The sequence below is a fragment of the Paraburkholderia sp. genome, assembly GCF_024281035.1.
In the GTDB taxonomy this organism is placed as follows: domain Bacteria; phylum Pseudomonadota; class Gammaproteobacteria; order Burkholderiales; family Burkholderiaceae; genus Paraburkholderia.
Window position 1 is genome coordinate 1 of sequence record NZ_JAMXLH010000060.1, and the last position, 21,331, is coordinate 21,331.

22 protein-coding genes, 1 tRNA gene and 1 pseudogene are annotated in these 21,331 nt (G+C 62.1%); 15 read left to right on the forward strand and 9 right to left on the reverse strand.

The window, feature by feature from the left end:
* From Q0L30_RS20160 to Q0L30_RS20180, 5 genes are all read left to right on the forward strand, one after another.
* On the forward strand, positions 1–923 hold a 923-nt coding region (locus tag Q0L30_RS20160), incomplete at its 5' end, for an AMP-binding protein (RefSeq protein ID WP_296660306.1).
* A gap of 155 nt (positions 924–1,078) precedes the next feature.
* Positions 1,079–1,444: a DUF4212 domain-containing protein gene (locus tag Q0L30_RS20165; RefSeq protein ID WP_296660308.1), complete on the forward strand. Its 366-nt coding sequence runs from the start codon at positions 1,079–1,081 to the stop codon at positions 1,442–1,444.
* Positions 1,441–3,459: a sodium:solute symporter family protein gene (locus Q0L30_RS20170; RefSeq protein WP_296660310.1), complete on the forward strand. Its 2,019-nt coding sequence runs from the start codon at positions 1,441–1,443 to the stop codon at positions 3,457–3,459. The genes Q0L30_RS20165 and Q0L30_RS20170 overlap by 4 nt, the downstream gene beginning before the upstream one ends.
* 102 nt (positions 3,460–3,561) lie before the next feature.
* A complete protein-coding gene (locus Q0L30_RS20175) occupies positions 3,562–3,813 on the forward strand; it encodes a hypothetical protein (protein WP_296660312.1) in 252 nt (83 codons plus the stop codon).
* A 117-nt stretch (positions 3,814–3,930) separates the two neighbouring features.
* On the forward strand, positions 3,931–4,287 hold the full coding sequence (locus tag Q0L30_RS20180) for a hypothetical protein (protein WP_296660314.1): 357 nt from the start codon (positions 3,931–3,933) through the stop codon (positions 4,285–4,287).
* 540 nt (positions 4,288–4,827) lie between these two features.
* Here Q0L30_RS20180 and Q0L30_RS20185 read toward each other — a convergent pair.
* Positions 4,828–5,598 carry a hypothetical protein gene (locus Q0L30_RS20185; RefSeq protein ID WP_296660358.1) on the reverse strand — a complete coding sequence of 257 codons (771 nt, stop codon included), beginning with the start codon at positions 5,596–5,598 and terminating at the stop codon, positions 4,828–4,830.
* 386 nt (positions 5,599–5,984) lie between these two features.
* Between Q0L30_RS20185 and Q0L30_RS20190 the strand changes: the two genes are divergently transcribed.
* On the forward strand, positions 5,985–6,182 hold the full coding sequence (locus Q0L30_RS20190) for a hypothetical protein (protein ID WP_296660317.1): 198 nt from the start codon (positions 5,985–5,987) through the stop codon (positions 6,180–6,182).
* A gap of 412 nt (positions 6,183–6,594) precedes the next feature.
* Positions 6,595–6,756 carry a hypothetical protein gene (locus tag Q0L30_RS20195; RefSeq protein WP_296660319.1) on the forward strand — a complete coding sequence of 54 codons (162 nt, stop codon included), beginning with the start codon at positions 6,595–6,597 and terminating at the stop codon, positions 6,754–6,756.
* A 43-nt stretch (positions 6,757–6,799) separates the two neighbouring features.
* Here Q0L30_RS20195 and Q0L30_RS20200 read toward each other — a convergent pair.
* Positions 6,800–6,890: transfer RNA gene (locus Q0L30_RS20200), tRNA-Ser, on the reverse strand.
* A 236-nt stretch (positions 6,891–7,126) separates the two neighbouring features.
* Positions 7,127–7,543: an HIT family protein gene (locus Q0L30_RS20205; protein WP_296660321.1), complete on the reverse strand. Its 417-nt coding sequence runs from the start codon at positions 7,541–7,543 to the stop codon at positions 7,127–7,129.
* A 166-nt stretch (positions 7,544–7,709) separates the two neighbouring features.
* Between Q0L30_RS20205 and cfa the strand changes: the two genes are divergently transcribed.
* On the forward strand, positions 7,710–8,879 hold the full coding sequence (gene cfa / locus Q0L30_RS20210) for a cyclopropane fatty acyl phospholipid synthase (RefSeq protein ID WP_296660323.1): 1,170 nt from the start codon (positions 7,710–7,712) through the stop codon (positions 8,877–8,879).
* Between the two features lie 65 nt (positions 8,880–8,944).
* Here cfa and crcB read toward each other — a convergent pair whose 3' ends face one another.
* Together crcB and Q0L30_RS20220 are read right to left on the reverse strand one after the other, a co-directional pair.
* Positions 8,945–9,325 (reverse strand): fluoride efflux transporter CrcB, encoded by a 381-nt coding sequence (gene crcB / locus Q0L30_RS20215; RefSeq protein WP_296660326.1) that lies wholly within the window; start codon positions 9,323–9,325, stop codon positions 8,945–8,947.
* A gap of 126 nt (positions 9,326–9,451) precedes the next feature.
* The gene (locus Q0L30_RS20220) at positions 9,452–9,700 is read right to left on the reverse strand and encodes a hypothetical protein (RefSeq protein ID WP_296660328.1); all 249 of its coding nucleotides are present in this window, start codon (positions 9,698–9,700) and stop codon (positions 9,452–9,454) included.
* Positions 9,701–9,996: 296 nt separating this feature from the next.
* Here Q0L30_RS20220 and Q0L30_RS20225 point away from each other — a divergent pair, with 296 nt between their 5' ends.
* The 4 genes and pseudogenes from Q0L30_RS20225 to Q0L30_RS20240 form a co-directional block, all read left to right on the forward strand.
* Positions 9,997–10,740: a (Fe-S)-binding protein gene (locus Q0L30_RS20225; protein ID WP_296660331.1), complete on the forward strand. Its 744-nt coding sequence runs from the start codon at positions 9,997–9,999 to the stop codon at positions 10,738–10,740.
* Entirely contained in the window at positions 10,737–12,131 is a 1,395-nt protein-coding gene (locus Q0L30_RS20230) for a lactate utilization protein B (protein WP_296660334.1), read from the forward strand. Before Q0L30_RS20225 ends, Q0L30_RS20230 begins: the two co-directional genes overlap by 4 nt.
* On the forward strand, positions 12,118–12,705 hold the full coding sequence (locus Q0L30_RS20235; protein WP_296660337.1) for an LUD domain-containing protein: 588 nt from the start codon (positions 12,118–12,120) through the stop codon (positions 12,703–12,705). Before Q0L30_RS20230 ends, Q0L30_RS20235 begins: the two co-directional genes overlap by 14 nt.
* Before the next feature lie 75 nt (positions 12,706–12,780).
* A pseudogene (locus tag Q0L30_RS20240) lies at positions 12,781–13,056 on the forward strand (hypothetical protein); the annotation flags it as partial.
* A 253-nt stretch (positions 13,057–13,309) separates the two neighbouring features.
* Here the strand turns inward: Q0L30_RS20240 and Q0L30_RS20245 are convergent.
* The gene (locus tag Q0L30_RS20245) at positions 13,310–14,686 is read right to left on the reverse strand and encodes an NYN domain-containing protein (protein WP_296660340.1); all 1,377 of its coding nucleotides are present in this window, start codon (positions 14,684–14,686) and stop codon (positions 13,310–13,312) included.
* A 135-nt stretch (positions 14,687–14,821) separates the two neighbouring features.
* Between Q0L30_RS20245 and Q0L30_RS20250 the strand changes: the two genes are divergently transcribed.
* Complete coding sequence (locus tag Q0L30_RS20250) at positions 14,822–15,667, forward strand: MaoC family dehydratase N-terminal domain-containing protein (protein ID WP_296660343.1); 846 nt, start codon at positions 14,822–14,824, stop codon at positions 15,665–15,667.
* Positions 15,668–15,743: 76 nt separating this feature from the next.
* On the opposite strand, the gene Q0L30_RS20255 is transcribed toward Q0L30_RS20250, so the two are convergent.
* Positions 15,744–16,736: a ferritin-like domain-containing protein gene (locus tag Q0L30_RS20255; RefSeq protein WP_296660346.1), complete on the reverse strand. Its 993-nt coding sequence runs from the start codon at positions 16,734–16,736 to the stop codon at positions 15,744–15,746.
* Between the two features lie 241 nt (positions 16,737–16,977).
* Positions 16,978–17,595 carry a LysE/ArgO family amino acid transporter gene (locus Q0L30_RS20260; protein WP_296660349.1) on the reverse strand — a complete coding sequence of 206 codons (618 nt, stop codon included), beginning with the start codon at positions 17,593–17,595 and terminating at the stop codon, positions 16,978–16,980.
* Positions 17,596–17,693: 98 nt separating this feature from the next.
* On the opposite strand from Q0L30_RS20260, the gene Q0L30_RS20265 reads away from it, so the two are divergent.
* Entirely contained in the window at positions 17,694–18,602 is a 909-nt protein-coding gene (locus Q0L30_RS20265; protein WP_296660352.1) for a LysR family transcriptional regulator ArgP, read from the forward strand.
* An 802-nt stretch (positions 18,603–19,404) separates the two neighbouring features.
* Entirely contained in the window at positions 19,405–19,878 is a 474-nt protein-coding gene (locus Q0L30_RS20270; protein ID WP_296660355.1) for a DUF3331 domain-containing protein, read from the forward strand.
* Between the two features lie 566 nt (positions 19,879–20,444).
* Here the strand turns inward: Q0L30_RS20270 and Q0L30_RS20275 are convergent.
* Entirely contained in the window at positions 20,445–20,918 is a 474-nt protein-coding gene (locus tag Q0L30_RS20275; protein WP_296660355.1) for a DUF3331 domain-containing protein, read from the reverse strand.
* Between the last annotated feature and the right edge of the window lie 413 nt (positions 20,919–21,331).

The following is a 21,331-nucleotide window of genomic DNA, read 5'->3' on the forward strand; positions in this document are numbered from 1 at the left end:
AGCACAAGGTGAGCGTGTTCTACACGGCGCCCACGGCGATCCGCTCGCTGATCAAGGCGTCGGAAGCCGATGCGAAGGTGCATCCGAAGAGCTACGACCTGTCGTCGCTGCGCATTCTCGGCACGGTCGGCGAGCCGATCAATCCGGAAGCGTGGATGTGGTACTACGAGAACGTGGGCGGCGCGCGCTGCCCGATCGTCGACACGTGGTGGCAGACCGAGACGGGCGGCCACATGATCACGCCGCTGCCGGGCGCGACGCCGCTGGTACCGGGCTCGTGCACGCTGCCGCTGCCGGGCATCATGGCGGCGATCGTCGACGAAACGGGCCAGGACGTGCCGAACGGGCAGGGCGGCATCCTCGTCGTGAAGCGCCCGTGGCCGGCGATGATCCGCAACGTGTGGGGCAATCCCGATCGTTACCGCACGGGCTATTTCCCCGAGGAACTGGGCGGGCGGCTCTACCTGGCGGGCGACGGCAGCGTGCGCGACAAGGACACGGGCTACTTCACGATCATGGGCCGTATCGACGACGTGCTGAACGTCTCGGGACACCGCCTGGGCACGATGGAAATCGAGTCGGCGCTGGTCGCGAATCCGCTCGTGGCCGAGGCTGCGGTGGTGGGCCGTCCGGACGACACGACGGGCGAAGCGGTGGTGGCGTTCGTGGTGCTCAAGGGCACACGTCCGCACGGCGACGACGCGGTGAAGCTCGCCAGCGATCTGCGTGCGTGGGTGGCCAAGGAGATCGGACCGATCGCGAAGCCGCGCGACATCCGCTTCGGTGAGAATCTGCCGAAGACGCGCTCGGGCAAGATCATGCGGCGCCTGCTGCGCTCGCTCGCGAAGGGCGAGGCGATCACGCAGGACGTTTCGACGCTTGAGAATCCCGCGATCCTCGATCAGCTCGGTGAATCGCTTTAAGGCTCAAAGGCTGTAGGCGTATAAGCCTGTAAGCGATTCCAGGCGGTTTGCATCAACCTCCACCGGCAGCGCGGCGCCTTTGACAAGCGCCGCGCTGTCCGTCTATAGCGGTCGATCCCGATTGCCGGTCATGCGCGTTTTTGTTAAACAGGCGCATGGCTGCGCAACAGACCTCATCCGCGAACAATATCAATCCCGTACCTGAGCCCCCGTCGGTGAGCGAGGCGATGGCGCTCGCGCATCGGCGCTACTGGCGTTTCAACTTAACGGCGATCGCCGCGCTCATGACGGTCGGCTTCCTCGTCTCCTTCGTCGTGCCGCTCTATGCGCGCGAGCTCGATAACGTGCATTTCGCGGGCTTCAGCCTGCCGTTCTTTCTTGGCGCGCAGGGGGCCATCATCGTGTACGTGCTGCTTATCGGCGTCTATATCGTGCTGATGCAGTACGCCGACGGCGTGCTGCAAGCCGCGCGCGAAGCCGACCAGGCGATCAGAGAGGCCAGCAAGGCGCAGCAACGATGAAGCTTGCGCACCGGCTGCTCCGATCGTATGCGTTCTATACGCTCGGCTTTCTCGCGTTCGTGTACCTGATGTGGCGCATCGAGCTGACGACCGGTCCCGGCATGTGGATCGGCTACGTCTTCCTGTTCGTGCCGATCGCGGTCTATGCCGTGATCGGACTGCTTTCGCGCACATCCGATCTCGTCGAATACTACGTTGCCGGGCGACGCGTACCGTCGTTCTTCAACGGCATGGCGACCGCGGCGGACTGGCTCTCGGCCGCGTCGTTCATCGGCCTCGCGGGCTCGCTCTATGCGAGCGGCTACGACGGGCTGGCCTACATGATGGGCTGGACCGGCGGCTATTGCCTCACCGCGTTCCTCCTCGCGCCCTATGTGCGCAAGCTTGCACGCTATACGATCGCCGACTTTCTCGGCACGCGTTTTTCGAGCAACCTCGTGCGCGCGCTGGCGGTGCTTGCGACGATCATCTGCTCGTTCGTCTATCTCGTCGCGCAGATTCAGGGCGTGGGGCTCATTGCGATGCGCTTCATCGGCGTGGATTTCGCCATCGGCATTTTCTGCGGGCTTGCCGGCATCCTGGTGTGCTCGTTTCTCGGCGGCATGCGTGCGGTGACGTGGACGCAGGTTGCGCAGTACATCATCCTGATCTCCGCGATCCTGATTCCGGTTTCGATGATCGCGCATCGCGACGGGCTGGGGTGGCTGCCGCAATTGAACTACGGGCGTCTGATGCAACGCATGGAAACGCTCGAGGGCAACGTGCGCGACGACGGCGCCGAACAACGCGTGCGCGAAGCATTCCAGAGCAGGGCAGCGCTGTGGCAGTCGCGGCTCGACGCGCTGCCCCAGTCGTACGTCGACGAGAAAGCGCGCCTCGCCAATACACTCGACGATCTGCGCCGCCGCAACGGACCGCTGCGTGACATCGACTCGCTCGAGCGCCAGATCGCGTCGTTCCCGCACGACGCCGAAGCGGCGCGCGTCGTGTGGGCGCAGGAGCGCGATGATTTGCTGGCGCGCGCGGCGACGCCGGTGCCGATGCGTGAGCCGTTCCCCGCCGCCGACGAAGCGGCACGACGCATTCACAAACGCAATTTCCTCTCACTGCTGCTGTGCCTGTCGCTCGGCACGGCGAGCCTGCCGCACATCCTGACGCGCTACAACACGACGACGTCGGTCGGGTCGGCACGGCGCTCCGTGGGATGGACGCTCTTTTTCGTCGCGCTGTTCTATCTGACCGTGCCGGCGCTTGCTGTGCTGATCAAGTACGAGATTCTCGGGCATCTGGTGGGGCAGCACTTCGACGACCTGCCGCATTGGGTCATGCAATGGCGGCGCGTCGAGCCTTATCTCATCAATATCGCGGACGTGAACGGCGACGGCATCGTGCACTGGGGCGATATCAACATGCAGCCGGACATGGTGGTGCTTGCGGCGCCGGAGATTGCGGGACTGCCGTATGTGATGTCGGGACTTATTGCAGCGGGTGCGCTGGCCGCGGCGCTCTCGACGGCGGATGGCCTGCTGCTCACGATCTCGAACGTGCTTTCGCACGACGTGTATTACCACATGATCGACCCTGAAGCGTCGAGCCAGTTGCGCGTGACGATGTCGAAGATCCTGCTGCTCGGGGTGGCGCTGTTTGCTTCGTGGGTGGCGTCGCTCAACACGGGGAATATCCTGTTCCTCGTGGGCGCTGCGTTTTCGCTGGCGGCGTCGAGTCTTTTTCCTGTGCTGGTGCTGGGCGTGTTCTGGAAACGCACCACGCGGCTGGGCGCGGTGGCGGGGATGATTGCGGGACTCGGCGTGTGCGTCTACTACATCGTGGCGACGTATCCGTTCTTCACGGAGCTCACCGGTTTCGAAGGCGGCCACTGGTTCGGCATCGAGCCGATCAGCTCCGGCGTATTCGGCGTGCCTGCGGGATTTCTCGTGGCGATTGCCGTGAGCTTGCTGGACCGGCGGCCGGATGCGTATACGGTTGCACTGGTGGACTATATCCGTCACCCGTGATGTTTATCGGGTGCGGCAGCCGGCCTGTTCGCTGCGATCCCTTTCTCTTGCAATTGTCTGGTTCCCACTAAAGTTCGGCAAACGTTTGCCGACAATTCAGTTATGGAAGAACAAAAAGAGGATTTCTCTAGCAAGGGAGGAGAGTGGACTATGGTTCGGATAATCGAAGCATGCGTGTCTGTGATTCGCCGTGCACAAGGCAAGAAGAATCCAGACGAAGTTCAATTCGGAACGCCGGAGTGGGACCAGGTTGCCGACGAGTTCGTGCGTGATGTTTATCGTGGCCTTGGCGGCGACTCGAACGAATCTGCTGAAGAAGATGATTCGTGGTTTGGCGTAGGCGGGGCCGGGTAATCTGCTGCGAAAATCCCCGTGATTTTGCGGAGCTGGAAAATACGCGGATTACTCATGCTCGACTCCGATTGAAGCGTTGAGGTCGTGCTAGGATCGACTCACTGGAAGGAGGTCAGCATGGCCAGAGTTGAGTTGGAAATCCTCGAGTTCACCTTTTCCCCGCCGGGCCTGGATAAAGGGCCGGCGAAATATCACGCAATGGTCGTTTGTGGCTCCATGCCGTCTGTGGTGCTCACCCGGCTCGGGTCGAAAATTCGTCCGATCGGCTTCGATGTCCAGCGGAGCGTGGCTGTCGAAAAGGCTTTTAAGGACGGGGAAGCGATAGTTCGAGCCGCAATCGGTCAGGCGCTGCGCGACGGTCTGTTCAATAACCATCCCGATGTGGCGGTCTATCTGGACGTCGATGCCCCGGATTGGGATGGAAGTCTGAAGCACATTCACAAACATACGAGTTCGCCCGGCGAGTTTCGATAGGCGGTTTGCAGTCGTTGGCGCAATGGTTGCGCGAGCAATTGCTGCCGATCGTGCATCGCGTCCAGTGGCTAATAGTCGGCTGTATCCCGTGGTACGGCTCGACGCACCGCCCGTTTGCCTGAAGAGACAGGTTGTTCCTATCTGCTTTGATAGGTGCAAGTCGCTCAGCCGCGCACTAATCTCCACTTGAGAGTCCTCCCGGCTCTCTGGTCTCCTCAGCTCAGGGCCCGCGCTGTGCGCGGGTTTTTTTCTGCACGCCCGGAAAACTGCGCCGCGATGAACTTATTCCCGATCCGGGAGAAGGAATTAGCGAAGGATGTTGGTATGTCGCGGAACGGCTAAGAGCGGTCGTTCAATCTCATATCCTGATCGCCGCCCTTGGCGCCCTCGATCGTGCGCTTTAAATGGTGGCAAGCCTTTCGAAACCACCTGCCGTTTCCGGTGAGGGCGCTCAGCCGATTGAGCGCGCCTAAATGTGAAGTAGAGTTTTGAAGGCCTGCCTCGTGCTGTTAGACAAGTTGCAGTGCGAGGCAACGCCGTTTATTGCTGGGCGTTCACATCGCCAGTCTGCGCGATTTTGCTTAATACATCCTTCTGATACGCATACCACGAAACAAGGCAAGCCTTGTCGTGACAATTTTTCTCTCTGTAGTTCCACTGTTTTCGCGCCCGGTCGGCAAATGCAGCCTTGTCAGTCACGGCGTCTCTGGCTTGCTGAAAAATGGCGCCGAGTTCCTTGTCTGATGCCGCGAGATCCGGGTCATGGCAGATCAGATATTCGGAGAGAGTGCGTGCTTTCGAGCAGTCGAAGCTTGTCTGATACGTTTGATCTGACGCTGGAGCTGGACCTTGGCTTTCGATGGCGGCCGCGTTTTGCGGTGCCGCGACCTGTGGCGCAGGATTCTGCGGTACCGGAGACTGCTGTGCAGGTGATTGCTGCGCTGGAGTTGTGGGCGCGGGCTGCGGCGCAGCGATGCTATCGTTATGTTGGCCATACGGGACCAATTGCCCGTTGACCGCGTCTTCTAACATTGCCCCCATGATGGAACTTGGATCTGCGGGAACGGTTTCGGTTCTTATAACCTCATCTCCCGTCAGAACTTCGGATTTTGCGTACTTGCACGGGAGTTGGCAGCTTACCCGATTAATCACGCTCGAATTATCCGCATCCTGACCTAGAATCAAGATGACGTACGCTCCATTTTTGTTGCCCGCATAGCGCATCATGACTAGGGACTTAACAGCCTTTCCCTGCTTGATGTCGTCTTCGTTTAGCGCGCGTTCGTAACCGTAGGTCCCATTGTCGACCATCGCGTAATTGTGAAGTTGCGGCGTGGGTTGTGTTTCCGCTGCCGCTGGTGCGCTCGTTGGTGCAGGCTGCGATGCCTGCGGCGACGCATCATTTGAATTCTTTCCGCATCCAGATAGCAAAGCAACTGCGACAAAAATACATGTCGCTGAAATCCTCTTCATTTTTATCCCCGTAGTTTTAATGCCACGCCTGATGATATCCGCCTTGTAATTGCATCGCTAGATTATCTCGCCATATCATCCAGAGTTACTCCTCGTTCATGCCAGATGCATGTCATCTCGTCCGGGCCGATTCCACGCGTGAGCCAGCAAACCAGCAAACTCCTCCCGCCACAGCGTCGCTCCAGCGCCTGTCAGTAGCGCTGCCTCACAAGCAGCACAAGCCCGTGGAAGCGGAGAACGCCAAGGTGCAGCCGGCAACGCCGATTGCAGCGCCGGCCGCCATCGCACCCGCACCGATCACTGCAAAGCCCGCACCGTGGATTGCCACTGTTCCGGCCCGTGCACCCACGCTCCGCCTCGGCCGGATCAACGAACGCCTGGCTCCGATCGCTCTGACTGTGGAAGGCCTGGCAAGCTGGTGACATGGCACAGTTCGCGTTCTGGACTGGCTTGAGGACTTCGGAGTTGGTTGCGCTTGACTGGAATGATTTGGACTAGAGGAAGGGTGTTGTAATCATCCGGCGTGCGCTCACTCAGACGGCAGATGAACCCGAGGACACGAAAACGAAGTCAAGCAGGCGGGAGGTGAAATTATTGTCCCCTGCGCGATCCGCCCTGGAAGCGCAGAAGGCGTTCGCATTCTTGGCCGGGAAAGAGATTTTCCAGGATCCGCGCAACTGAGAACGGTGGGTTTGCGATTCGCCGATCCGGATCGTCCGGACGCGGGGCGTGGAGAAGGCCAAGGTACGGTACCGCAAGCCATATTAGACGCGCCACACTTACGCTTCGATGATGCTATCGGCTGGCGAGCATCCTATGTGGGTGGCGCGGCAGATGGGCCATTCGAACCAGAATGCGACGGTGCGGATTTATGCGCGTTGGATGCCCCAGGCAGACCTGGATGCAGGCGGACAAGCGGTTGAAAAATTCGCTTCAGATATGCTGCGATTCTGCGTCGATTCCGGAATGAAATCCAAGGGAAGTGACGGTGATTAACCGCATCCCATGACGCTGAGAGCCTTGATTTACAAGAGCTTCCTGGCGGAGAGAGGGGGATTCGAACCCCCGATAGGTTATTAACCTATACACGCTTTCCAGGCGTGCGACTTAAACCGCTCATCCATCTCTCCGGTGGGATGCGGATTATAGCAGAATCCTGAATCCTGGTGGAATGGGCCGGGCCGTTGGGCGCGACCGACCCGCGCCAGCACCGCGTTTCCTGGCGCGTACCCATTCGAAGCGTGAGCGTGCCATTCGCTACACGCGCCGCCAGAGACGTTCGCGCAGTCACCTGGCATTTGATCGACCGGGCCCAGGCTAGATCGATAACACATCGATGAGGCGTGAAGCGGCCCGCACCACCAGATCAAAGCGCAGCGCGAATACGCTCGGCAATGGCTTCGAGTTTTGCCATGTCGGCCATCTCACGTGCATGCGCACGCAACGGCTCGTTTTCCCGCCGCGGAATCACATGGAAATGGACGTGCGGCACAGTCTGCCCGGCTGCCGCGCCGTTGAACTGCGCGACCAGCAATCCCTCGGGCGCGAGCGCAGTACGCACCGCGGCCGCTACCTGCTGCACCATCGCCAGTGCTGCCGCACCTGCCTCTGCCGGCAGATCGTAGATCTGCTCGGCAGGCACCTTCGGCAGAACCAGTACGTGGCCGTCTGCCTGGGGCATCACGTCCATGATCGCGAGCGTCGTCTCGTTCTCGCACACCTTGATACACGGTGCATCGCCGCGCAGGATGCGCGCAAAGATGTTGTTCGGGTCGTAAGCCATGATTTTCTCGGATAACGCGTGCACCGGCGCGTGCGGGATGGGTTGCCAACTGTCCATTATGGTCCACGCATGAGGCGCCTGGCTGCCTTCCTGCAGCTTTTTTCGGTACGGTGCATCATAAGGGTTCGCAGCGAGCGCTACGACGAATGTCTTGACAGGAGCACCTATGGCAACGACTGACCTCGAAGCAGCACCTCCCGCCCGCGAGGCCACCGGTTCCTCGGCCTGGCGGGTCGTCGCCGACCTGCTGGCACATGCCGATGTGAAGCTCAACGGAACGCGCGAGTGGGATCTGCGCGTGCATGATCCGCACATGCCCGAAAGGGTGCTCGCGCTGGGCAATCTCGGCCTTGGCGAGTCCTATATGGATGGTGAGTGGGACTGCGACCGGCTCGACGAATTCTTTGCCCGCACGCTGCGCGCGCATGTGGACGAAAAAATCGACCCCGCGCGGCTCGTCTTCCACGCGCTCAAGGCGCGTCTCATGAATCGCCAGACTGCACGCCGTGCCTGGAAGGTGGGGCAACAGCACTACGATCTCGGCAACGCGTTCTACGAATCCATGCTGGACCGCCGCATGACCTATACGTGCGGCTACTGGTCGGGCGGCGCGAAAACCCTCGACGAGGCACAGGAAGCGAAGCTCGACATGATCTGCCGTAAGCTCGGTCTCCAACCGGGCATGCGTCTGCTCGACATCGGTTGCGGCTGGGGCAGCCTCATGTGCTTCGCGGCGGAGCGCTACGGCGTGTCGTGCGTGGGCGTGACGATTTCGAAGGAGCAGGCCGCGTTCGGCTCCGAGCGTTGCAAGGGCTTGCCGGTGGAGTTTCGTTTGCAGGATTACCGTCTGCTCGATGAGCGCTTCGACCGCATCGCGAGCGTAGGCATGTTCGAGCATGTCGGTCCGAAAAACTACCGCACGTACATGGAAGTCGCGCACCGCTGTCTCGCCGACGACGGTCTCTTCCTGTTGCACACGATCGGCAAGAATCGTCGCGAGACGACGCCCGATCCGTGGGTCGACAAATACATTTTTCCGAACGGCGAGCTACCGGCGATCGGCCAGATATCGGATGCTTCAGGCGGCCTGTTCGTCACCGAAGATCTGCACAATTTCGGCGCCGATTACGATCGCACGCTCATGGCCTGGCACGCGAACTTCGAGGCTGCGTGGCCGCGTTTCGAGGCGCAAATGGGGCAGCGTTTCCGCCGCATGTGGCGCTACTACCTGCTGTCGTGCGCGGGCGCGTTCCGCTCGCGCGACATTCAGCTCTGGCAGTGGGTGTTCTCGAAGGGCGGCCTTCCCGGCGGCTACCGGCGGCCTGCGCTGACCTGAACAATGCCCGCCGTGGCCGCTTTGGGCGGCTGCCGATTGAGTCCTCGATCAAGACAAAAAACGTCTTAACGCATCACAGCGGCGACGGTTGCGATGCCGAGGATCGTCATGACGAGCGAGGAGCAAACGTGGATCGCGATCTCGCCCAGCGCCCAGCCGTAACGGCCCTGCTGCAGGTGTGACACGACTTCGGCGGAGAACGTCGAGAACGTCGAGAGTCCGCCCATGAGGCCCGTGATGATGAAGAGGCGCCAATCGGGCGACAGGTTAGGCACGCGCGCAAAGAACGCGACCGCGACGCCGACGATGTAGCCCGCAATCACGTTGGATGCGAGCGTGCCAAGCGGCAGGTACGGAAACACGGCGTTCAGGCGCAGGCTGAGCATCCAGCGCACGAGCGACCCGAGTGCTCCGCCGATGCTGACCGAGAGAATGGACAGATACATGATGTCTAGAGGTAGAAGGCGCAACGAAAGCCTGCTTCAGACAGGCTTCGTATCGAGCACGGAGTTTAGCATCGTGTCCGTCGCGCCTTGCGCCGAGGACTGCGTGCGGCGCCGCGCGTAATCCTTTCACGGCGTGATGTTCGCGACGAGCGCTTGCGCTTGCGTGGCGCTCGCCGCGTTTCGTCGTCCATTCCCAATAACAATGGCGCGATGAGTGCCTGATGTTAGATAACCAATAAAACGGAAGCGGCGCGCGCTACAGAGCGATGCCATCTTGCTGCATTCATCAATTACGATGCCGGTGAATTCCACGTCGCCGCAAGCAAGTGAATGGGCCGAGCGGTTATCTGCATCGGTGAAGTGCGCTGCGCACATTAATACTATTTGTACTCCAGATAAAAATCACAAATCGAACGGCAAGCGCCGCAGGCGTCATCAACGAGGTGTTATTGAGCACGCAGCAGAATCTTCCGCGGATCCCGGATCACATGACCACCCGTATGAACATTTAACTCGCGCTCGTCGTGGCATTCGCCGTAACGTCTGAGCGAATGTCTTTCCCGTTTGACGCGCCGCGGCATGACGCGGCGTGGCGCGCCGGTAAGGGTGCTGGAGTCCGGATGCGGATCGGCAGTAGAATGGCCGCGTCCACTCACGATGGCAGCCTGCGCATGAAAGTCGCTCTCTTCATTCCGTGCTTCATCGATGTGTTCTACCCCGAGGTGGCAATCGCCACGCTCGAATTGCTGGAGCGGGTCGGCTGCGACGTCGACTATCCGCCCGACCAGACCTGCTGCGGCCAGCCCATGGCCAACGCCGGTGCCCAGGCCGAGGCCGCCGGTGCCGAGCGTGTATTCGCGCGCAACTTTCTCGGCTGCGACCATATCGTTGCGCCATCGGCGAGTTGCGTGAACCACGTGCGCGACCATCTCACCGCGATTGAACAGACCGACGAGGTGCGCCGGATGCGCGCGTCCACGTGGGAGCTGGTCGAATTTCTCCATGACGTGCTGGGCGTGCGCGAGTTTCCCTGGGCCGAATTCCCCTGGCGGGTCGGGCTGCACAATAGCTGCAGCGCACTGCGCCACCTGAATCAGGCGTCCGTGTCGGAGGTGGCTGGCGAGCCGTTCTCCAAGCCGCTCGCGCTGCTGCGGGGCGTGAAGGGCATCGAGTTCGTGAAGCCGAACCGCCCTGACGAATGCTGCGGTTTCGGCGGCACGTTTGCGGTGACCGAGGAAGCCGTGTCGGTGCGCATGGGGCAGGACAAGGTTGTCGACCATATCGGCGCGGGCGCGCAATACATCGTTTCGGGCGACATGTCGTGCCTCATGCATCAGCAAGGCTGCGCCGAGCGCATGAATGCCGACGTGCGATTTATCCACATTGCGCAGGTGCTCAACGGAGCCCGGGAATGAAACGCATCGAACATGCGAAGCTCGCAGGGGATTTCCTCACGCACCCGGAGCACGTCGAATTCCACGACAAGCGGCTTTGGGATCTGCGCATGAAACGCGACGTGCAGGCTCACGCGATTGCCGAATGGGAAACACTGCGCACGCTCGCCTCAGGGATCAAGGCGCACACGCTGTCGCATCTGGCCGACTATCTCGATCAGTTTTCGAAAAATGCCGAAGCCAACGGTGTGCAGGTCCACTGGGCCGACACCGCCGAGGAGCACAACGAGATCGTGTACCGTCTGCTCAGCGAGCGCGGCATGACGGGCCTCGTAAAGAGCAAGTCGATGCTGACCGACGAATGCGAGATGCGCGCGTATCTGGAACCGCGCGGCATTTCGGTGATGGAAACCGATCTCGGCGAACGCATCCAGCAGCTCGATCAGCAGCCTCCGAGCCATATCGTCGTGCCCGCCGTTCATAAACTTCGCGGCGATGTGGCCGAAGTGTTCAGCCGCACGATCGGCACCGATCCGCACAACAGCGACATTCATTACCTCGCGGAAAGTCAACGCATGAACACGCGGCCATGGTTCGTGCGCGAGAAGACGGCGGGCATGACCGGCTGCAACTTCGCCGTGGCGGAGACCGGCACGGTCGTCGTGTGCACGAATGAGGGCAACGCGGATCTCTCGGCGAATATGACGCCGTTGCACATCGTCTCCATGGGCATCGAAAAGCTGATTCCGCGAATCTCGGATCTTGGCGTCTTTATCCGCATGCTGTCGCGCAGCGCGCTCGGCTCGCCGATCACCCAATACACGTCACACTTCCGCGCGCCGCGTGAAGGCGCACAACTGCATTTCGTCATCGTCGACCATGGCCGCTCGGAGCGGCTCGCCATGCGGGACTTCTGGTATTCGCTCAAGTGCATCCGCTGCGGCGCGTGTATGAATACCTGCCCGGTTTACCGGCGCAGCGGCGGGCTTTCTTATGGGAGCACCTATGCGGGGCCGATTGGCGCGATCATCAATCCCACCTTCGATCTGAAGCGTTTCAGCGCGTTGCCGTTTGCTTCGACGCTCAACGGCAGTTGCACCAACGTCTGCCCGGTGAAGATCAATATTCACGAGCAGATTTACCAATGGCGCCAGGTGATCGCCGCGCAACACGAGGTGCCGTTCGTCAAGCAGGAAGTGCTCAAGATGGCGGCACGGCTGATGTCGAGTCCCACGCTTTATCGCGCGGCAACCCGGTCGATCGACGGCGCGTTGCGCCGCCTGCCGCACTTCGTGCTGTATAACCCGCTGAACATCTGGGGGCGGCAGCGCGATCTGCCGCAAGCGCCCAACACGACGTTCCATGCCTGGTACAAAAAGAACCGCAAGGGAGGCAGCCGTGGCGAATCGTGAAGCGTTCCTCGCGCGCGTGCGCGCCGCGCAGCCAGCGCCGCTCGATTTGCCCGAGGTGCCGCTGTTCGACACGCCTGCGGGTGATCTGCGCGAGCGCTTCGTGGCCGCGCTCAAACTCATGGGCGGCCGTGAAGCCGAGGCTGCGTCGGGCGAGGCGGTGCTTGCGCTGATCCACGAACGCTTCGGCGTGCGCGCTGAGATCGCGTCAGCGGTGCCGGAAGTGCAGGGCACGCGCGAAATCGCTGCGGCTACCGCACCCATGTCGCTCGAAGATGTCGACGTCGGCGTTGTGCGCGCACGCTTCGGCGTGGCGGAGACGGGTTCCGTGTGGCTGAGCGAGCGCGAGTACGTTGTGAACGCGCTTGGCTATATCGTGCAGCATCTGATCGTGCTGCTCGATCCCGCCCAGATCGTCGCGGGCCTTCAGGATGCGTACCGGCGCGACGATTTTCGCGGTGCGCGTTTTGCGGCGCTCGTGACGGGTCCGTCCGCCACCGCGGATATCGAGGGCGTGCTGATTCAGGGCGCGCAAGGGGTGCGCTCGCTCACGGTGGTGTGGCTGCCGCAGTCGTAACGGCATCGTCGCGGCCGCGTGCGCGATTGCGCTAGACTCCCGCGTCTACATCGTGTTCGGAATGAGGAGATGCCGATGCTGCGCAAGACTCTCAACGCGTCTCGGCTGCAGGAAGAAGTGAGCCGTCGACTGCACAAGCTGCAGGAAGCGATCGACGACGGCGTGAAGTTCGTCGTGCCGCGCCCGCAGTTTCAGCCTGCGGATCGTACTGGCTGCAACTGGACGATGAAGCATTTTGGCAATGCGTCCGGATTCGAATCGGGCATCGCCAGCGTGCTCGCGAAAGTGCAGGCGGAATACAACCTGGCGACCGACGAAGAAGAAGCGCCTGAGTGGACAGGCGATCCGTTCGGCGGATCGAAGCGGGCGGGCGATGCGAATCCGTTTGGTGAGGCAGCCGGTGCGGCGAAAGCTGGAAATCCGTTCGGCGATCCGCGGCCCGCGAAGCAGGGCGATCCGTTCGGCGGCGAATCGACCGATGCTGCGCCGAAACGGCCCGGCAATCCGTTCGGCGACGAATAAAGCGGGACGTTTGAAACGACGAGAGTAATAACGCGAAGAATGACGCGCGCCGCCGTGGTGGCTGGCGCGCGTCGTTTTGCGATCAGCTTTCGTCGGCTACGGCCTTGGTGCGCGTGCGACGGGCCCGGGACGGAGCTTTCTTCGCTGCGGGCGCTCGCTCGGCGTCTGCCGAAGATGGCGTGTCGCTGGCCGGTTGCGCTTTGGCGGTTTTGCGCGCGGGGCTCTTGCGCGAAGCCGTCTTGCGGGCACGGCGCGGGGCTGCTGCTGCCTCGACGCTTTCCGCTGCCGCAGCAATATCCGTGTTCGACGCAGGTGCAACTTCCGGCTCGACAGGCGCCGCAGCGTGCGGCGCATTACCCACGGGAAGAGTGACGTGTTCGGTTTGAACGTGTTCCGTTTCGCTCGCGTGCGCGCCGGCATGATCGTGAAGCGCCGCAACGGGCGTCTCGGCCGCGCTTTCGCGACTCTCGTCGCCGCTTGCCGCTTCGCGGACGTTACGCCGCCCCTTGCCGCGGCCTTTGCCCCGTCCGCGCGATTCTTCGCCGCGCGGGGCCGGGACTTCGCTGGCGGGAATAGCCGCTGGCGCAGCGACAGCAGGTACGGCTACGGCGCTGGCGGACGGATTCGTGCGCGAGACAAAAGCGCCTGATTTCTCGTCGCGGCCCACTTCGAGCAGCCCGCGCGCTTGCGCTTCATCGAGCAGGTTGCCGAATGCGCGAAAGCCGTAGCGTGTTTCGTTGAAGTCGGGCCGACGCCGCTTGATTGCGCTCTTCAATACCGATGCCCAGATCTTGCCGCTGTCGCCGCGCTCGAGCACGAGCGCATCGAGCGTTTCGACGGCAAGCGCGATCGCCTTCGATTTGCGTTCCTCCGACTTGCGCTCTTCCGTGTCCGCCTTCGGCTGACGCTCCTCACCGGCCGGGCGTTTCGCGCCCGCGCCGCTGTCGCGCTTCGCGCCGCCGCGCGACGACTCGCGCTCAAGCTCGCGAACCAGATCGTCGTAGAAAATAAATTCGTCGCAGTTCGCGACGAGCAGATCGGAGGTCGAATTCTTCACGCCTACGCCAATCACCTTCTTCGCGTTCTCGCGCAGCTTCGAGACGAGCGGCGAGAAGTCGGAGTCGCCGCTCACGATCACGAACGTGTCGACGTGCGACTTCGTATAGCAGAGATCGAGTGCATCCACGACAAGGCGGATATCGGCGGAATTCTTGCCCGACTGCCGTACGTGCGGGATTTCGATCAGCTCGAAACTCGCTTCGTGCATCGATGCCTTGAAGCCTTTGTAGCGTTCCCAGTCGCAATACGCTTTCTTCACGACGATGCTGCCCTTGAGCAAGAGCCGTTCGAGCACGGGCTTGATATCGAAGCGGTCGATTTTCGCGTCGCGCACGCCAAGTGCGACGTTCTCGAAATCGCAGAACACCGCCATGCTGACGTTTTCTTGGGGGGAGGCCATGTGGTTTGATCGTTCCATCTACAGTTTGAGCGCACATGATAGCCCGTCCCGCGTGCGCGGGACGCAAAGGCAGACGTGGCGCGCGCGGCGTGCGTCGTCCATAGTAGGTGTATCTGTCGCGCGAGGAGAGTCGCCATGCCGGATTCGCAAACGCCGTCGCTCGAAGCGTGGCTCGACAAGACCGAGACGCTGGCCGACGACATCACGTCATTCCCGCTGCGTGCGCTCGCGGCGACGCTCGATCGCGACGCGCCTGCGGATATCGTGCCGCCGCTGTGGCACTGGCTGTATTTCCTGCCCGTGACGCGGCTTGCGCAGGTGGGACATGACGGGCATCCTAAACGCGGCGATTTTTTACCGCCGGTGGCGTTGCCGCGACGCATGTGGGCAGGCGGGCGTCTGACGTTTCATGCGCCGCTGCGTGCGGGGCAGCGAGCGCTGCGCACGTCGACCATCGCGAACATCGAGGACAAGACCGGGCGCAGTGGCCGGCTCGTATTCGTGACCGTGCAGCATCGCTACGAAGCGGCGGGTGTGCTGTGCATCGAGGAGGAGCACGATATCGTCTATCGCGACGCACCGCAGCCGGGCGCTCCGGCGCCAAAGGCCGTTGCGGCGCCGCAGGGCGAAACCTGGGCGCGCACGCTCGTGGCCGACCCCGTCATGCTGTTCCGCTATTCGGCGCTCACCTTCAACGGCCATCGCATTCACTACGATTTTCCGTACGCAACGCAGGAGGAGGGTTATCCGGGGCTCGTCGTGCACGGCCCACTGATCGCGACGCTGCTGCTCGATCTCGTGCATCGGCAACGTCCGGACGCGACGGTCGGGGCCTTCGCGTTTCGCGCCGCGCGGCCAGTTTTCGCGAACCATGAATTCACGCTATGTGGCCGGCCCTCGGAAGACGGGCGCGCGGTGGAACTCTGGGCGAAGGATCACGAGGATCATGTGTCGATGCAGGCTACGGCCACGCTCGCCTGAAATTTCGTTTTGAACGCGCGTGCAAAAGCACGCAAAGCGTCACGCGTGAACCAGAGGGCCGTGCCCTGGCGCTGCTTTAGCGGCGTTTCCCGCGCATGAACCGTAGCGCCAAGCGGACGAGATTTGGCGTCGTGCGTGGACGCTGCAGGCGTGGGTCGTAACCGGAGAAGCGCCGGTCGTTCTCGGCAAGACACAGGCGCATCAATTCGGCCGTATCGATATCGACATCCGTTACCGACTGCGCACCGTTCATCGTGAATTTTTTATCGTGCCGGTATTCGTTGCCGTCGGCATCCATCGCGCGCGCAAGGCCGATGCGTTCCCACCCGAGATAGACCCACACGGCAGCCACTTTCAGTTCGAAGCGAATGCGCCGCCACCCCGATAACCCCGCGCGATGCCATGCGACCCAGTTCGCGAACAGAAGGATGTGGCGGCACTCTTCCTGCATGACGGGCTCGAACGTATCGATGAGTTCGGCCGGGAAGAGCCCCGATCGCCGCGCGACCTCGAAGAGGCCGAACGCGAAGAAGCTGTCGACGCATTCGCTGTAGCCGGTCACGAGATAGGCCCATTCGACGTCCCGCGGATAGACGTACGGCGGCTCGCTCGCGAGTTCGATGCCGTATGCCGCCACCATGCGCGACAGCACTTCCTTGTGGCGGTTTTCTTCCCATGCGTTGAGTGCAAGCGCGTCGCGCACGTCGGCGTCGTCGAGTTGCGCGGCGTAGGCGGCCATGCGCAACCGGGCCTTGCCCTCGGTCTGTACCGCAACATCCCAGATCGGCAATTCGACGATCCGCTTGAGCGCCTCCGGTGTGAGCTTCGGCCACTCGATCACGGACGGGCGATACGGATTAAAGGTTTCGCGAAACATGCGGCACATCTCGTGCCGGTGCGTGTCGGAGCCAGGCGTGAGGGGACCGCTCGCGGTGCTCGTCCAGTGGCGCGTATTGCGGTCGGCGGCGTCGAGCGCCGCGCGGTCCGGCTGCTCGCGCGGCAGCTCCGGCGCAACGAAGCCAGGAATCAGTTGCGCTGCGTCGAAGGCGTCGAGTAACTGATCACTCATCGCGAATGTTCCCGGTCGAATGCACAGTGACGCGATTCTGGCACGGTTTCGCTATGCTCGCGCCGAGTCAGGACACGGCGGCGCGGGTGCGTTATTCACGCACCGAACCAGTTCGTCACGATCGATGGATTCGCAATTGATCGGGCGAATAGCGGGTCAATCGACATGCATACGTTGAGCGGGGACACCGGATGCCTGCGGAAACTGCCGCGAGCGGGCGCGCATCGTCTACGAAGCGTTTTCAGCGCAACTGCACGAAGGCAATCAGCAGCACCATGCCGCCGATTGCGCCGTCGAGCACACGCCACGCGCTCGCGCGGCGAAAGAGCGGCGCGAGTGCGCGTGCGCCGTAGCCGAGCGCGATGAACCACACGGCGCTCACGCACATGGCGCCGATCGCGAACGCAAGACGGCTGCCTTCGGCTTCGCGCGCGCCTGCCGTGCCGATCAGGAGAAACGTGTCGAGATAGACGTGCGGATTGAGCCACGTGAACGCGAGCGTCATCAATACGATCGGCCACGCGCGCTGCTCGGGCGTTGACCCGGCAGGCGCGGCGTCGAGCACCGCGTGGCCGGGGCGCACCGCGCGCCGCAGCGCACCGATGCCGAACCACGCGAGCCACGCGAGCCCGGCGTACAGCACGACGTGCACGAAGGTCGGATAGCGCGCGACGAGCACGGAAGCGCCGCCCACGCCCGCGCCGATCAGCAGGAAGTCCGAGAGCGTGCAGAGCACGACGATCTTGCCGACGTGCGAGCGCAGGATGCCCTGGCGCAGCACAAAGGCGTTCTGTGCGCCGATGGTGACGATCAGGGAGGCGCAAAGCGCTGCGCCATGCGAGAAAGCGAGCCAGCTCATGATGGATGCGGTTGGACAGAGTGGGGAAACGGCGCTAGTGTGCCGTCTGCGGCAACATAAGAAAAGTTGATTTCGTTAAACCAGATTAAGGAACGCTAATGCTCGACTATGCTTTGCTCGATGCACTGGCCGCCGTGGTGCGGCACGGTTCGTTCGACCGCGCGGCCGGCGCGCTCAATGTCACGCCTTCGGCGGTCTCCCAACGGGTGAAGCTGCTCGAGGAGCGTGTCGGCACGGTGCTGGTCAAGCGCGGCCAGCCGTGCGTCGCCACGGCATCGGGCGCGCTCCTGTGCCGTCACACTGAACGCGTGCAACTGCTCGAAGCGGAACTGGGCGGCGCAATGCCCACGTTCACCGGCGCGCTCGACGGCGCGCGGCCCACGTTGCGCGTTGCGGTCAACGACGACAGCGTGGGCACCTGGTTCATCGACGCCGTCGCGGCTTTCTGCGTCGAGCGCGGCATGCTGCTCGACCTCGTGATCGACGACCAGGACCACACCGCGCAGCGCATGCGCGACGGCAGCGTGCAGGGCGCGGTCACCACCCAGGCCGAACCTGTGCAGGGCTGCCGCTCGACGCGTCTTGGCCGGATGCGTTATCTCGCCGTCTGCTCACCGGCATTCTTCGATCGTTATTTCGCTCAGGGCGTCGCGCGCGACGCGCTGCGGCGCGCGCCCTGCATCGAATTCAATCCTAAAGACGAGCTTCAGAAGCGCTTTATCCGCCGCATCACGCGCGCACAGGTTGATGCGCCGCGGCATTGGATTCCGCACGTCGCGGGTTTTCTGCGCTGCTGCGTGAACGGTCTCGGTTGGGGAATGTGTCCCGAGCGCATGATCGCGCCGCACCTCGCGCGTGGCGAACTCGTCGAACTCGTGCCGGGCCGCACGCTCGACGTGGAGCTTTACTGGCAGAGCTGGCGGCTCTCGATTGGCTGGCTCGACGACTTCGGCGCGATGCTGCAGCGGCGCTCGACCGAATTCCTCGATCAGGGGCGCGGAGGCTAGCGGCGGCGTCGCCGCCCTATAGCACCTGCGTGCACCTGCGTGCACCTGAGCTAAACCGGAGTAATAAATGCCTGTTTAGCTGCCGTCGAATTGTCGAACTATTTCCGGGTGCGCCATTCGCTGTACTGGTGCGATGGTGGCGCCGTTGTATACCACAGAAGCGCTAAAAATCAATTCATTTCAGATTAATGATTCTTCGAATAGCGGATAGGCGCGGAATCGGCTTCTGCAAGTCCCGCACCGCGCAGGGCGGCAATTTCTTGTCATTTTTCCTGATGTTTAATATATGAAGCGCGCGGCGCATGGGTTGTTATCTGATTATTGGATTTCATTGTTCGGTCATCGTTGGGCGTGACTATTCGAGTAGCCGGGAACGGCGCGCGAGAGGCTGAAGACGGCTGTCTGGCGCGCGCTGTCGTGATGGAGCCCGGCGCGGGACGGGCGGTTCGGCGTGTGGTTGCGTGTGTTTGCATCCCGGCCGCGGAGCTTCAAGGCTTCACAGCGACACAGAACGATTCGGATCAATTCAGAACAATTCAGGACGATGGGCAGGTTATTTTTTCCGGTTTGCCAATGCCAAATCGCAACAAATCGGAAAAAAGGTAGCGAAGGTAAAGAAACAATGGTTGTTTCTATGTGGCCGGGATTGAAAGCTGGCTGCCTTATTTTTTGCATTTCGGATTATCGTGTGAAAATTCTGCTTTCTCTGTGGATTGTCAGAGGGACACGCTATAATCCCAACGTGGTAGCTTGTTTATTCGACCGGCATATTTGAATCGTTTCCGCATGCACGAGGTGCATTATGACGACATTGGATACCGGCAGCGCATGGCAGCAAACCATTGACCTCCTGTCTGCAGCCTCCGAGCCCGTGAGCTTCACGGGGGATCTGGAGGGGAGCAGGATCTGCAAACCGGTACCGGTCACACGCAGCGCTTCGGAGGCGGCCAACCGGCGCCGCGCCACCGTGCGTTCGTGGGACGCGCAGGGCATTACCTTGATTCGGCGCCACGACTCCGATTGCATCACCGTGTGCTGGAGCGACGCCACCTATGGGCGCTACTCCGATCAGCTCTGGCGCGTTTGCACCGCACGGCGCAGTTCGGTCTGCGCGCTCACCGGCGAGAAAATCCGCCGCGGCGACGCCGTGTTCCGGCCCAGTCCCAATCGCCGTCATCGTCCCGCCAATGCGGACGCCATGATTCTCGCGAGCAAGATCGAAAATCTGCCCAACGGCGTGTTTGCAGCCCGTCTCGACGAAGCGCTGGCGGCCTGAGTGGCTGCCGGGCCGCGCCCGGCGTCGGCGTGCGGCCCCAGGGATGCCCGGCACCGTTTGCGTTGCACGGGCTGTGTTTTTCGCCGCTCCGGTTGCGTGTCACCTCTTCCTGTCCTGCGCTCGTGCGCGCAGCGGGTGTGCGCGTGCGGTCCAGCGCTCGCGCAGCGCGTGGATTTGCAGGGACCGTGGGCGCGCGTAGAGGCGTTCAGCGCGTGCGAACGCCGCGCCTTCAGCCATTGCAATTCAGATCCAACCACCATGTAAAACGGGCGCGGCGGCCAGATCTGGCCGCCGCGCCCGTTTTACATGGTGGTTGGATCTGAATTGCAATGGCTGAAGGCGCGGCGTTCGCACGCGCTGAACGCCTCTACGCGCGCCCACGGTCCCTGCAAATCCACGCGCTGCGCGAGCGCTGGACCGCACGCGCACACCCGCTGCGCGCACGAGCGCAGGACAGGAAGAGGTGACACGCAACCGGAGCGGCGAAAAACACAGCCCGTGCAACGCAAACGGTGCCGGGCATCCCTGGGGCCGCACGCCGACGCCGGGCGCGGCCCGGCAGCCACTCAGGCCGCCAGCGCTTCGTCGAGACGGGCTGCAAACACGCCGTTGGGCAGATTTTCGATCTTGCTCGCGAGAATCATGGCGTCCGCATTGGCGGGACGATGACGGCGATTGGGACTGGGCCGGAACACGGCGTCGCCGCGGCGGATTTTCTCGCCGGTGAGCGCGCAGACCGAACTGCGCCGTGCGGTGCAAACGCGCCAGAGCTGATCGGAGTAGCGCCCATAGGTGGCGTCGCTCCAGCACACGGTGATGCAATCGGAGTCGTGGCGCCGAATCAAGGTAATGCCCTGCGCGTCCCACGAACGCACGGTGGCGCGGCGCCGGTTGGCCGCCTCCGAAGCGCTGCGTGTGACCGGTACCGGTTTGCAGATCCTGCTCCCCTCCAGATCCCCCGTGAAGCTCACGGGCTCGGAGGCTGCAGACAGGAGGTCAATGGTTTGCTGCCATGCGCTGCCGGTATCCAATGTCGTCATAATGCACCTCGTGCATGCGGAAACGATTCAAATATGCCGGTCGAATAAACAAGCTACCACGTTGGGATTATAGCGTGTCCCTCTGACAATCCACAGAGAAAGCAGAATTTTCACACGATAATCCGAAATGCAAAAAATAAGGCAGCCAGCTTTCAATCCCGGCCACATAGAAACAACCATTGTTTCTTTACCTTCGCTACCTTTTTTCCGATTTGTTGCGATTTGGCATTGGCAAACCGGAAAAAATAACCTGCCCATCGTCCTGAATTGTTCTGAATTGATCCGAATCGTTCTGTGTCGCTGTGAAGCCTTGAAGCTCCGCGGCCGGGATGCAAACACACGCAACCACACGCCGAACCGCCCGTCCCGCGCCGGGCTCCATCACGACAGCGCGCGCCAGACAGCCGTCTTCA

Coding starts and splice junctions, on each gene's coding strand:
- crcB (WP_296660326.1), bottom strand. CDS start 9,325: ATGTATCTGTCCATTCTCTCGGTCAGCATCGGCGGAGCACTCGGGTCG.
- Q0L30_RS20220 (WP_296660328.1), bottom strand. CDS start 9,700: ATGTGCGCAGCGCACTTCACCGATGCAGATAACCGCTCGGCCCATTCA.
- Q0L30_RS20165 (WP_296660308.1), top strand. CDS start 1,079: ATGGCTGCGCAACAGACCTCATCCGCGAACAATATCAATCCCGTACCT.
- Q0L30_RS20180 (WP_296660314.1), top strand. CDS start 3,931: ATGGCCAGAGTTGAGTTGGAAATCCTCGAGTTCACCTTTTCCCCGCCG.
- Q0L30_RS20230 (WP_296660334.1), top strand. CDS start 10,737: ATGAAACGCATCGAACATGCGAAGCTCGCAGGGGATTTCCTCACGCAC.
- Q0L30_RS20185 (WP_296660358.1), bottom strand. CDS start 5,598: ATGGTCGACAATGGGACCTACGGTTACGAACGCGCGCTAAACGAAGAC.
- Q0L30_RS20245 (WP_296660340.1), bottom strand. CDS start 14,686: ATGGCCTCCCCCCAAGAAAACGTCAGCATGGCGGTGTTCTGCGATTTC.
- Q0L30_RS20205 (WP_296660321.1), bottom strand. CDS start 7,543: ATGGCTTACGACCCGAACAACATCTTTGCGCGCATCCTGCGCGGCGAT.
- Q0L30_RS20255 (WP_296660346.1), bottom strand. CDS start 16,736: ATGAGTGATCAGTTACTCGACGCCTTCGACGCAGCGCAACTGATTCCT.
- Q0L30_RS20250 (WP_296660343.1), top strand. CDS start 14,822: ATGCCGGATTCGCAAACGCCGTCGCTCGAAGCGTGGCTCGACAAGACC.
- Q0L30_RS20260 (WP_296660349.1), bottom strand. CDS start 17,595: ATGAGCTGGCTCGCTTTCTCGCATGGCGCAGCGCTTTGCGCCTCCCTG.
- Q0L30_RS20275 (WP_296660355.1), bottom strand. CDS start 20,918: ATGACGACATTGGATACCGGCAGCGCATGGCAGCAAACCATTGACCTC.
- Q0L30_RS20270 (WP_296660355.1), top strand. CDS start 19,405: ATGACGACATTGGATACCGGCAGCGCATGGCAGCAAACCATTGACCTC.
- cfa (WP_296660323.1), top strand. CDS start 7,710: ATGGCAACGACTGACCTCGAAGCAGCACCTCCCGCCCGCGAGGCCACC.
- Q0L30_RS20195 (WP_296660319.1), top strand. CDS start 6,595: ATGGGCCATTCGAACCAGAATGCGACGGTGCGGATTTATGCGCGTTGG.
- Q0L30_RS20175 (WP_296660312.1), top strand. CDS start 3,562: ATGGAAGAACAAAAAGAGGATTTCTCTAGCAAGGGAGGAGAGTGGACT.
- Q0L30_RS20225 (WP_296660331.1), top strand. CDS start 9,997: ATGAAAGTCGCTCTCTTCATTCCGTGCTTCATCGATGTGTTCTACCCC.
- Q0L30_RS20265 (WP_296660352.1), top strand. CDS start 17,694: ATGCTCGACTATGCTTTGCTCGATGCACTGGCCGCCGTGGTGCGGCAC.
- Q0L30_RS20170 (WP_296660310.1), top strand. CDS start 1,441: ATGAAGCTTGCGCACCGGCTGCTCCGATCGTATGCGTTCTATACGCTC.